At 57.1% G+C, this 11,587-nt stretch carries 13 protein-coding genes; 12 read left to right on the top strand and 1 reads right to left on the bottom strand.

Annotated features, from left to right (window positions below; translation table 11 throughout):
- The first annotated feature begins 352 nt into the window (after nt 1–352).
- The 12 genes from OA90_RS13560 (at nt 353) to OA90_RS29015 (ending at nt 11,385) form a co-directional block, all read left to right on the top strand.
- Nucleotides 353–928 carry a hypothetical protein gene (locus OA90_RS13560; RefSeq protein WP_156510494.1) on the top strand — a complete coding sequence of 192 codons (576 nt, stop codon included), beginning with the start codon at nt 353–355 and terminating at the stop codon, nt 926–928.
- Complete coding sequence (locus OA90_RS13555) at nt 921–2,123, top strand: biotin/lipoyl-binding protein (protein ID WP_068412431.1); 1,203 nt, start codon at nt 921–923, stop codon at nt 2,121–2,123. The genes OA90_RS13560 and OA90_RS13555 overlap by 8 nt, the downstream gene beginning before the upstream one ends.
- A 323-nt stretch (nt 2,124–2,446) precedes the next feature.
- Complete coding sequence (locus tag OA90_RS13550) at nt 2,447–2,680, top strand: hypothetical protein (RefSeq protein WP_068412428.1); 234 nt, start codon at nt 2,447–2,449, stop codon at nt 2,678–2,680.
- 1,008 nt (nt 2,681–3,688) lie between these two features.
- Complete coding sequence (locus OA90_RS13545) at nt 3,689–4,468, top strand: GntR family transcriptional regulator (RefSeq protein ID WP_156510493.1); 780 nt, start codon at nt 3,689–3,691, stop codon at nt 4,466–4,468.
- Nucleotides 4,469–4,524: 56 nt separating this feature from the next.
- On the top strand, nt 4,525–5,211 hold the full coding sequence (locus OA90_RS29505; RefSeq protein WP_068412425.1) for an N-acetylmannosamine-6-phosphate 2-epimerase: 687 nt from the start codon (nt 4,525–4,527) through the stop codon (nt 5,209–5,211).
- Nucleotides 5,211–6,065 carry an ROK family protein gene (locus OA90_RS29500; protein WP_068412422.1) on the top strand — a complete coding sequence of 285 codons (855 nt, stop codon included), beginning with the start codon at nt 5,211–5,213 and terminating at the stop codon, nt 6,063–6,065. Before OA90_RS29505 ends, OA90_RS29500 begins: the two co-directional genes overlap by 1 nt.
- Nucleotides 6,065–7,363, top strand: coding sequence for an extracellular solute-binding protein (locus OA90_RS13530; protein ID WP_156510503.1), 1,299 nt, complete (start codon nt 6,065–6,067; stop codon nt 7,361–7,363). The genes OA90_RS29500 and OA90_RS13530 overlap by 1 nt, the downstream gene beginning before the upstream one ends.
- A 52-nt stretch (nt 7,364–7,415) precedes the next feature.
- Nucleotides 7,416–8,279 carry a sugar ABC transporter permease gene (locus tag OA90_RS13525; protein WP_068412416.1) on the top strand — a complete coding sequence of 288 codons (864 nt, stop codon included), beginning with the start codon at nt 7,416–7,418 and terminating at the stop codon, nt 8,277–8,279.
- Complete coding sequence (locus OA90_RS13520) at nt 8,276–9,103, top strand: carbohydrate ABC transporter permease (RefSeq protein ID WP_068412413.1); 828 nt, start codon at nt 8,276–8,278, stop codon at nt 9,101–9,103. Before OA90_RS13525 ends, OA90_RS13520 begins: the two co-directional genes overlap by 4 nt.
- A gap of 3 nt (nt 9,104–9,106) precedes the next feature.
- Nucleotides 9,107–10,180 (top strand): ABC transporter ATP-binding protein, encoded by a 1,074-nt coding sequence (locus tag OA90_RS13515; protein WP_068412409.1) that lies wholly within the window; start codon nt 9,107–9,109, stop codon nt 10,178–10,180.
- A gap of 31 nt (nt 10,181–10,211) precedes the next feature.
- Nucleotides 10,212–10,994: a glucosamine-6-phosphate deaminase gene (gene nagB, locus OA90_RS13510; protein WP_068412406.1), complete on the top strand. Its 783-nt coding sequence runs from the start codon at nt 10,212–10,214 to the stop codon at nt 10,992–10,994.
- Complete coding sequence (locus OA90_RS29015) at nt 10,981–11,385, top strand: hypothetical protein (RefSeq protein WP_199823705.1); 405 nt, start codon at nt 10,981–10,983, stop codon at nt 11,383–11,385. The genes nagB and OA90_RS29015 overlap by 14 nt, the downstream gene beginning before the upstream one ends.
- Here OA90_RS29015 and OA90_RS13505 read toward each other — a convergent pair.
- On the bottom strand, nt 11,351–11,587 hold a 237-nt coding region (locus OA90_RS13505; protein WP_156510491.1), incomplete at its 5' end, for an integrase core domain-containing protein. The genes OA90_RS29015 and OA90_RS13505 overlap by 35 nt on opposite strands.

Below are 11,587 nucleotides of genomic sequence, written 5' to 3'. Positions count from 1 at the left end.
CCTCCCGGAAATGCAAACAGGTTCTCTGTTTTCCGTTACCGCCATCTCAATGGCGCCACTTTACTGCGCGAGGCCTCGCCTTCAATCAGGATAGGGTCATCAGTTGGATCGTGGCTTTCGCTGCGTAAGAAAAACATTGACCGGCTTTGCAGCCTTGCCGATAAAAGCTTTACTGAAAAGTGCTGCGCCGCGACCGCTGGGTCCACCATGATTTGTGTTTGGTATTCGATTTGTTTTTTTTGCGTCACATTGACGAAGCCGCTTTGGCCGGCATGAAAAATTCAGAAAAAAGGAAAGGCAAGCAATGAAAAGCCAGTTCTTGGTCCGCCTGCTTCTGCCTCTTGCCGTCTTCGTGCCGCCTTCAGCTTCAGCGCTTGCAAATGAGGCAAGTACTGAAGGACAGACCGTATCCTGGTGGGCACCCCCAGGAACGACGGACAGTACAGCCTTTTCAGCGTTGTTCCTCGTTTTTCTGCTGTTGTTCGCCGTGTTTCACTTTTATGCCCGCTTCGATCGATTTGCCGAGAAGCACAACGAAGGCACGCCGCTGCAAACAACAATTCCCATGCTGCTGATGATTGCTTTTGCCTATGAGATTTTCCCGCCACTCAGTCATTTCAGCATATTGCTGCCACTGTCACTGATCGCGACTGCGCTCGCGCGCGATCTCATGCTGTGGTTCGAACCGATGAAGGAACACACGCTCAAGGGTGAGCTTGAGGGTGTGATGCTCGAGGAACTGCAGAAAAGTCATTTGGGCGAACACGACCGCGACGGCCGGCGTGTCCCGCCTGCACCCAGGGGAGAAATCGTGAAGGCGGACGAGACAAACACCCCTTCGGCAGAGCCTGTGATGGCAGCACCAAGTTCGCCCGCTGAAGGCCGAAGACAGGTTTCACAGACTGTGGGAGCAAGCGACAATGATTGAGTTGACCGTCACTTCCATACCTTTCGTATTGCGTATTCTTTATCTGCGATGGAAAGGCATTCCCGTTACGCTCTACAACGTTCACATAGCGCTGTTTTCCTGGCTGGTTCTCGCCTTCGCGGTGTTTTTTACGGTCTTCTACTACTACCCGAAATCGTACACCGGCTTCGTACCGTTTCGGATTGTGCCGGTTGTGAGTGAGAACGGCGGCACGGTGACGCAAATCAACGTCGACAATGGAAGCCGCGTCGAACCGGGGCAGATCCTGTTCACCGTTTCAAACGAAACCGAGGAAGCCGCGGTCAAGACCGCGGAACTCAAGCTGGCGGAGATCGAGAAGTCATTCGCACTTGCCGAAGCACAGGTCCGATCCGCTCAGGCATCCGTAGACCGTGAAAACGCCGTGCTTCAACAGGCCAATGAAGTGTTTGAGGATCAGGAAGAACTGCGGCAGCGTAATTCCGCCGCGTTCACCGCAACCCGGTTCGAGGCCGCCGTTGCAGACAAGTCCGCCGGCGAAGCCAAGGTGGCTCAGGCGCAGGCCGTTCTGGATGAAGTAAACACACAATTGAACGAGGTGCTTCCTGCCCAGCTTGCAAGCGCCAATGCCGCCCTTGAGCAGGCTCAGGTCGAGCTCGAAAAGACGATTGTTCGCTCGCAAGTGAATGGTGTCATTGACCAGCAGACCTTGCATGTCGGTGCCCGCGCCTCCCAGATCGCCTCAAGTCCCGCGATGCTGATTATACCCGATCGGGATGAGGCTCATCCCAAACGGGTCTTTGCCGGATTTTCCCAGGTTGCCCGCTCCGTTCTCTACGTTGGCATGCCTGCCGAGGTCGCCTGCGACACCAACTTCAATATAGCGATGATAGATGCTGTGCTGCCTGCGAGAATAGTCGCAATTCAGCCGGAAATCGCTGCCGGTCAGGTGACGTCCACCGGCAGGCTGCTCGAACCTTCCCAGTTCGCCACGCGCGGTGAAGTCGCCGTACTTTTCGAGCTGGTCTATCCGGAGCATCGCGACCTGCTTGTCAACGGAAGCGGCTGTATCGTGCAGACCTATGACAGGAACTTCGGCCACGGATTGGTCGGACATGTTCTCGGCGGGCTCGGCATCATCAAGGCCTGGGGCCTGCGCATCAAGGTATGGATCGCGCTTGTCACCGGCGTGGGCCTGGCCGGAGGTGGTCACTAGAGCTTTTCCCGACGTCAAGACATAAGACCCTGCTTGTTGCAGGTCCGGATCAAGCGGCGCCTGTTCGCAATGCCGTTTTCAATGCGAACTCCCATGGCGCGCGATATCCGAAGGAGTGGGACTGCTGACGTGCTCGCCTTCCTTTCATGCATTGGTTTGGCATCTGGCATCTCCCAGTGACGAAAACAGCGCTTTAATGAGATACTCGTTTCGGAAGCTGCCGCCGAAGCTCTCCGCTGCCGGTAGTTTTGCCCCGGTGAACTCTCTTTGATACCCGGATCGAAAATGTGATATGCGCCGTAAACAACATAAGGAACGTGCCATTGAGCGAATTGACCGCAGCGGATGCAACGAACCGCATTTACCAATCTCTTCAGGCGGACAATGAGGACATTGAGCACCACATTGCCGCGCTCAAGGCAGCATTGAAGCGCGAGGGCTTGAAAGAGGCCGTCCTGGATCCGGCCAGGATCGTCCAGAACAACCGCTCGGGCCGTAAGCTGCTGCAGGCCTACTTTCGCCAGCGCGGCGTGAAGGTTACCTTCGTTTCGCCCTAACGCGAAGCAGCCGTAGATCAGCCAAAGAGCGGTTATCGCCTTTGTAGCCGTTCGAAGCGAGTTGATCAGCCTTGTGCGAAAGCAATGCTGATAACATCTGGCTTCGACCGGATCCTCGATCCGCTGTTCATCTGACGCTGGCAAATGCGCCCCCTGCTGGACTCATGCTCCAGGGCACATCCAATCCGAGCCAGCCAACGGCTGAAATGAGATGAGCGAAAAATTTCGGGTAAATCCATCACAACCCGCCCTCGAAAGATTAACAACTTTTCCATAAATCCGAGAAAATTCGCCTCAAGGCTTTAGCGCCGTTTTTGCATCTCTTCCCTAGTGTGCTTTTCGAAATTTCTTTCGATCATAAAAGTATCGGGGAGCGGGGATTATGCGCACGACAGGTTTAGACTCTAAGCCCTCTGACGGGGAATCCAACGACGTGGAGATCCCAGACGTGAGGTCAAGATTTTATCCGCACATGGGCGCAAACATCAGTATTCAAGCGATCATCGAGGGATCTCTCCTTTCGAAAATCGAACTTGATCCTGCTCCTGAATACGGCATTCATTTTTAACGCACTTCAAAGCACAGCTTTCCGGAGGATCAGCTCCCCTGAAGCCCAGAAAACAGAGACGATAGCCGATATTTCATTTTCAAGCCTGTGTGCGGCCGGAAAGCAGAGCACCAAGGGTCTTTTCAGTGTGTGCGACCCATCGGTCATCTCCCCTGCCTCGGATCTTCAAGTCCGGTGCGGATCGGCAGCCCTTCTTCGCGATACAACCACACAAACGCTTGTGGTTCACGTGCCGGTTTTGAAGAGCAGGGCCAAAGGTTTCAATTGGCACATTTCACCGCTCTTCGGATTGCCGTATTTTTCGCCAGGTGAAGTTGCGCGCTACGCGTAGAGAGCCCCCCAACAAGCAAAATCGAAACAACATGCGTCCCGTGGCCATCGTCACTTGTCACGCACCGCGCAAATTGGTAACTACCAGATTGTCATGATTAGGACCAGTTATGCGTGATTTCGCCGATCTTTATCTGTATCTGATCAAACATATGGAGAGCTCCAACCAGAGCGAACCTCTGTATCGCAGGCTTTCAGCTGCGCTTTCCGACGCGCTGAAATCAGGCATTCTGTCTGCTTCGGCCCATCTTCCCAGCGAGAGGAAACTGTCCGACAAACTCGATCTGAGCAGGGTGACCGTGCGCCGGGCACTGGATGAACTTCAGGCAGACGGGTTCCTGCAAAGGCGGCAAGGCGCGAGGACGTCGGTAACGCCGCGCCTTGAAAAGCCACTCTCCGTCCTGACCGGATTTTCAGAAGAATTGCAGGCAAGGGGATTGAAACCCGGTCAGCGATGGATCTCTCGCAATACCGTCAACCCGACACCGACAGAGTCAATGGCGTTGGGCGTGCCGCCTGCGGAACCGATCGTTCGCCTCATTCGTGTGCGCCTTGCGGACGGCGTGCCGATCGCGGTCGAGCGTGCCGCCGTTCCAAAGGTGTTTCTGCCGGATGGCAACATGGTTTCGCTGTCCTTATATGCGGCGCTTGCCTCTGCTGGCGCTGCCCCAGCGCGCGGAATTCAAAGAATCCGGGCGGGGATCATGACGAAACTGGACGCGGAGCTTCTCGAAGCGGAGCCCGGCACCCCCCTCCTGATTGTCGAACGGCGCTGTTTTCTCGACGACGGCCGGCCCGTTGAGTTCACGGAGACCCGCTACAACGGAGAGCGCTACGACTTCTCCGCAGAGCTGCTGACACCGGGTACGGTACATACCAGTTACAATTAAATTGCTTCCTGGTATTGCACTGGTATTAAATCTTCTCATCAAAAGAGGAGATCAGCGTGCCGTCAATTCTGGAGCAGTTAAGTAGCGGACTGATCGTCTCTTGCCAGCCTGTCATCGGTGGCCCCCTCGATCGCCCCGAAATAACGGCGGCATTCGCTCTGGCCGCGCTGGACGGTGGAGCGTGCGGTTTGCGTATTGAAGGTGTCGAGAACCTAAAGGCCGTCCGCGCGGTTACCAAAGTACCGGTTATCGGATTGATAAAGGAGGACCTGACAGACAGTCCGGTTCGAATTACCCCTTTTCCTACACAGGCAAGAGCGCTCATCGAGGCCGGCGCGGACATCGTCGCCTTTGATGCGACCGACAGGGTTCGGCCCGAACCCATTTCCAGGCTGATCGCGGCAATCAAGTCTGCTGGCGTGTTGGCAATGGCCGATTGCTCCAGTGTCGAGGACGGCAGACGGGCGGCCGATCTTGGCTGCGAACTGCTCGGATCGACAATGTCCGGCTATCTCGGCGGGCCCATTCCCGATGGCCCGGATCTGGAACTCGTCACCGCCCTTTCCGGATGCGGACGGTTCACTGTTGCGGAAGGCCGCTATCAGCGACCCGTAGACGCTGTTCGGGCCCAAAAAAACGGTGCAGATGCAGTCGTCGTCGGATCGGCGATTTCACGGCCGGAACATATCACTTCCTGGTTCGCGGATGCGCTGACCGGCCGCACGAAAACCGGTGATCGCTGATGTCTCCGACGCTGGCCATCGATATCGGCGGCACCAAGATTCTCACGGCGCTCGTCCAGGGGAAAGAGGTGTTGGCATCTGAAACTGTGGCGACTTCGCGCGCGGACGGGCCTGATGACTGGCTCGCGCAAGCCGCCGAGTTGGCCGGCGGGTGGAGCGGGAGCTATGAGCACTGCGGAGTGACGGTCACCGGCGCGGTCCATGACGGCTTCTGGTCCGCGATGAACCCAAGAACGCTCAATGTTCCGGACAGGTACCCGCTGGCGCAGCAGGTCACCTCGATCTTCCAGGTCCCGGCCACCCTATGCAACGATGCCCAGGCGGCGGCCTGGGGCGAATACTGTTTCGGCGCGGGCAACCGCGAAGACACTGTCTTTCTGACCATCTCGACGGGAATTGGTGGTGGCGCTGTCGTCAACGGCACGCTGCTGCAGGGCCGGTCGGGCATTGGTGGCCATTTCGGTCTTTTGCTGTCCGACAGTGAAACGCTGCTGGAGGACACTGCATCGGGTAGCTGGATTGCAGCGGAGGCAGGCCGGCGCGGTCATTCCGGGCAAGCGCCCGAGGTTTTTGCCGCTGCAGCAAGAGGCGAAGCCTGGGCAGACGAACTGATCAATGAATCGGCAAGCCACATCGCCAGATTGTGCCACAACCTGCAGCTGACTTTCGACCCTGCCGTTATTGTAGTCGGCGGGGGCATGGGTTTGGCTCCTGGGTATCTCCCAAGGGTGCAAACCAAACTCAAGACACTGCCTGCCCGTGTTTCATCGACCCTTGCCCGTGCGGCGTTGGGGGCGAACGCAGGCGTCTTGGGAATTGCCGCACTCGCACCCCAAGGGAGAACAAACAAATGATGCTATCGCGCAAATTCTTGTGCTCGACCGCACTTGCAGTGCTGCTTACAGGCACAGCAAATGCGGAGGTGACGGTCCTCGGATGGCCCGGCGGCCCGGAAGAAACAGCCCTTCGTGCTGTCACTGAAATCTACAACGCCAAGGCTGACCTTGCGGACGAGGACAAGGTCGAGCTCTTGTTCACCTCGCGGGATGGCTTTTTCGACAAGCTCCAGGTCGATTTGGCGGCTGGCAGCACGGCCTTCGACGCCAACCTAATCGCCACTTACTCGATCGGGCGCTACGCCCCCTTTCTGGAGCCAATCACATTGTCGGATGAGGCCGGGTCGGTCTTTGGCGACACTGTTCTCTCGACCATGCAGTTTGACGGCGCACAATATGGCGTGCCGACGGACCTTTCGCTTCATTTCCTCTACTTCCGCAAGGACCTGATAGACGCTTTGATGGCGGATGATGCTGCCAGGACGCTCTATGGCGATATCTCTGAAAAATACCTTGGCGAGCGGTTGGCACCGAAAAACCCGGAAGAGTGGACCTGGCGGGATTTCGCAGCCAACGCGCTCTATTTCAGCCAGTCGGTCAACCCTGACAGCCCGACCCGCTACGGCACCGTCATTCAGATGAAGAACCTGCTCTTCAACATGATGGTCTTCCATTCGCTGCCGCGCAGCTACGGCGCGAACTGGATGGACAACGACGGCAACATCACTGTGGATTCCGAGGCTTATCGGAACACGCTTGAGTTGGCGAAGATGTTGTACGATGCAGGCGCAACTCCGCCGGATTCGACATCATATGAATATGCCGAGGCCAATGCGGCTTACTCCGCCGGACAGGTTGCGGCGATGGTACAGTGGAATGCCGCGGCCAGCGATCTGGTCGGCGCTCAACCGGAGACCGTCACCCAGGCACCCCCAACGGGACCGGATGGACGGTTTACTCACATTCACGGTCTGGGCCTGGGTCTGAACGCGGCAGCCGAAAACAAGGAGGGCGCCAGGGCGTTTCTTCAATGGCTTTCCACGGAAGAGGCGGCCCTTGCCTACGCGCGCGCCGACGGAGCTCCCGGCCTGACGCCCGCCACTGCGGGAAAACTGGCGGAGGAGCGACCGGACCTCGTGCAGGTGGGGGACTATGCCTCAAACTACGGCTTTGTCATGAACGGCGGCACATCCGAAAATGCGCTTTCGGTCTATGAAGCGCAGGCCAAGGAGTTTACCGGCTACTGGGCAGGCACACAAAGTCTTGACGAGGCGATGAGCAACATCTCCGCGTCCATGACCGAGCTCTTGAAATAAGAAAACCGGGCTGGCCGGCATCCCCGGCCGGCCCGAATTCAAGGAGATCACCATGCGCCTTCTGCCTAGCCAGGAAAATGCAATTCTTGCCAGTCCGATGGTCTTGTTCCTGCTGGCGCTGCTGGGGTTTCCTGTTGTCCTGAGCATCGTCTACGGTTTTTCGGAAGCCAGCTTCCAGTCCCTGATGTCCCCAAAGCTCATAGGGTTTGCGAATTTCCAGCTTGTTCTCCAGGATTCCGCCTTTTGGGACGCTGCCTGGTTTTCGCTGCGTTTTGGCCTCATCACGGCGCTGCTTGAATGCGTGCTCGGTCTTTTTCTTGCGGTCTACCTGGCCCCTCTCATTAGAGAGAACGGCTGGATGGTGGCCGTGCTCATCATTCCCATGATCGTCGCACCTGCGATGATCGGGCTGATGTATCGGCTTGTTCTGCATGAATTTGCAGGCCCGGTTCCCTATTATTTTTATGAATGGCTTGGATGGTCGCCGTCATTCCTGAGCACCGGGATGGTCTTTAAAACAATTGTTGTTGCCGAAACCCTGCAATGGACACCCTTTGCTTTTCTGCTTTTTCTGACGGCCTATCAAGCGATCCCGCAAGACATCCGCGAAGCCGCGTCGGTTGATGGCACCCGTCCCTGGCGCATGTTCTGGAAGATCGAGCTCCCGCAAATGATGCCGACGCTTTTTGTCGCGGGTTTCATCCGGTTTATCGACGGATTCCGGGTGTTCGACAACATCTACACACTGGTGGGCGCCGGTCCCGGAGGATCGACGACATCGATGTCCATCTACATCTACGAGACATTTCTGAGGCGGGGCGAAATCGGCAAGGCGATGGCGGCCGCGATCCTTTTGTTCGTCGTGGCATTCGCGATACTTGCCCTGGGTCAGAGCCTGATGAGGAGGAGACGATGAAACTGCACCTCATCCTCAGGTGGCTTGTCTTCGTGACCGCAGCTCTTGTCTTGAATTTCCCGGTCATCGCGACATTCATAACCGCCCTGAAGGCACCGGCCGAAATTGCCCGCAACCCGTCGCTGGTGGTGCAGAACCCCACCATTGAGAATTTCGTGACCGTTCTGACCGTAAGCGACCGTTTGAACATCTATCATTATCTGTTGAACTCTCTGCTGTCGGCATCGATCGGATCGTTGCTGCCGATCGTCGTTGCCTTCCCGATCGCCTGGGCGATGGTACGCAGGGGATATGGCCGGAACATTCTGTTCCCGCTCATTGTGAACTTGCGTGCCCTGCCGCTCATCATTTTCGCGGTGCCGCTCTATTTGATGTTTTCCGTTGTGAACCTGCTGGACACCCGGCTTGGGCTTGGACTGGTTCTTGCCGTTGTGAACCTGCCTTTGACGCTCATGCTGCTGGTCAACGCGGTCGCGGAGATCCCCATTGAGCTTGAAGAAGCGGCACGAATGGACGGTGCGCGGCTGCCGCGTCTCATTCTCCGGATCGTGTTGCCCCTGTGTCGCCCCGCCTTCATCACGACGTTTGTTTTCGGCTTCATCACCGCGTGGAACGAATTCCTTTTCGGGCTGATACTGACCACTCAGAAAGCAGTGCCGATGACTGTCGGCGCATCGTTCTTCTTTGCGACTTCAGGCGGTGGCGTCCAATGGGGTGTGGCCGCTGCCGTAATGATTGTAGCGGCGCTGCCTCCGCTGCTGCTCGGCCTGATCATGTATCGCAAAATCACTGGTTCCATGGTCTCCGGTGCAGTCAAAGGATAAGAAATGGCAAGAATCTCGCTCCGAAACATCTGCAAATCCTTCAAGGGACTGGAGGTTATCAAATCCGTTTCCCTGACGGTCGAAGATGGCGAATTCTGCGTTTTTGTCGGCCCGTCGGGTTGCGGAAAATCGACGCTGCTGCGGATGATAGCCGGGCTTGAAGATGTGACTTCAGGCCAGATTCTGATAGACGATGAAAACGTCACCAAGCTGGAGCCTTTTGATCGCCAGCTTTCGATGGTTTTCCAAAGCTACGCGCTTTATCCGCATCTTACGGTGCGCCAGAACATTGCCTTCGCACTGGAAACCGCAAAACAACCCAAACAGGTCATTGAGCGCAAGGTCGCCGAGGCCGCGCGCACACTGAAGCTTGAGGACTATCTGGACCGCAAACCATCCGCGCTTTCAGGTGGCCAACGTCAACGCGTTGCGATCGGCCGAGCAATTGTGCGCGAACCCAAGGCCTTTCTGTTCGACGAACCCCTGTCCAATCTGGATGCCGCCTTGCGCGGGGAAACACGCATCGAAATCGCGTCTCTTCACAAGTCCCTGGCCGCGACGATGATCTATGTCACCCATGATCAAGTGGAAGCGATGACCCTGGCGGACCGCATCGTCGTTCTGAACAAGGGAGAAATCATGCAGGTCGGGAGTCCCCGAGAACTTTACGAACACCCCGGGAACGTATTCGTCGCCCAGTTTCTCGGCAGCCCCAGAATGAACCTGATTGACGCGGCAAGCGGCGGCGAGGCTGGCATCATGCTACCTGGCAACCAGCGATTGGACATCGGGCAACGCAGTTCAGAAAAGATCAGCACCGTGGGCATGCGCCCCGAACAGATCTCCATCACGGAGGCAGGCGATGCCGCGATCAAGGGAACGATAAAACTCTGCGAATACCATGGTTCAGTGCTCAGCATCATTGTGGATGCAGGGCCCATAGGCGACATATCGGTGCTGGCTCCGAGCGCCGGCGCATTGGTTGAGGGCGCCCGCGTTGGCCTCGATTTTCCGGCCGATGCTTTGCATTTTTTCGACGTATCTGGAAACCGCGTGACCCCGTCGCCGCAGGCGTAAGCGTGACCGCTTTGAAGAAAAGGGAAGTGGCATGAAGGTTTTGATTTACGACGATGCCGAACGGGCGGTCGTCAGTGCGGCCGATCAGCTTGTTGCGGTGCTTGACACCAAGCCTGACGCGGTATTCGGGCTGGCTACCGGCGGCACGATGCTGCCGCTTTATCAGCGTTTGGTCGAACTCCACAAAGATGGCCGCGCGTCTTTCGGCAAGGCGGTTACGTTCAACCTGGATGAATATATCGGGATAGCGCCGGACCACGCCTGCTCGTATCACGCCTATATGCGCGAGGTATTGTTCAGGCATATCGACATTGATCCGTCCCGCACGCACCTGCCACGCGGAGACTGCGCGGACAGCGTGGCCGAAGCGGCTCGGTATGAGGCACTGATCGCGGCTAGCGGCGGGATCGATTTTCAGTTGGTCGGCATCGGTCAGAATGGGCATATCGGGTTCAACGAACCAACATCGAGCTTGAATTCCCTGACCCGGATAAAGACCCTGACCGAGGACACGCGCCGCGCCAACGCGCGTTATTTCGAAAACCCCGAGGACATCCCGAAATATGCACTGACAATGGGCGTTGGTTCGATCCTGGCCACCCGCAGTTGCCTGTTGCTGGCGACCGGCGTCACCAAGGCCCGGGCCGTCGCCGCGATGGTTGAAGGTCCGATTTCCGCCGCTTGTCCCGCGAGCGCACTGCAACTGCATCCAAAGGCGACAATCGTTCTGGACAAGGATGCGGCAGCCGAGCTCGCATATACGGAATATTATCAGCACGTCCATCCCAAGGGGGCGGAAAGTGTCTGCAATTGATCCCGCCAGTTTCGAACACTCTGTGTTCGCCCGCACACTTTTTGACGGGCAATCACCCGAACCTCGTCATAACCAGCTGATCGGGATCGTACAGGGCCGTATTGTGCACGTCAGCGAGGCTACGCAGGCCATGGCGACGGAGCTGGGAGCGACAATCGCCGACGTGGCCACACCCGGCCTCATCGATCTTCAGATCAATGGCGCAAACGACACCCAATTCAATTTTGAACCCACTGTTGATGCACTGTCACGCATTGCTGAAGGTGCGCGCAAAGGTGGGACGGCACATATCATGAGAGGTGGTTCGGTTTGTCTGAACAGTTTCGGGCGTTTTGCTAAGTGGATTTCCGCCTCAATTATGCCGCCACCATCATCGGCGCCAGCGCTTTGAAGTAAGCCTGATCCGGCGTCTGCCGGTCAAGGGATGAGTGAGGGCGTCGGGTATTGTAAAAGGTCAGATAGCGGCCGATGCCAGCGCGGGCCTCGGACACCGTCTTGTAAGCGTGGAGGTAGACTTCCTCGTATTTGATAGACCGCCAAAGCCGCTCGACGAAGACATTGTCCCGCCAAGCGCCCTTGCCGTCCATCGAGAT

Origin of the sequence: Labrenzia sp. OB1, assembly GCF_001624695.1 — a bacterium.
Lineage (GTDB): Bacteria > Pseudomonadota > Alphaproteobacteria > Rhizobiales > Stappiaceae > Roseibium.
Note: the sequence above shows the minus strand (reverse complement) of the source record. Positions and strands in the feature narration are given on the sequence as shown.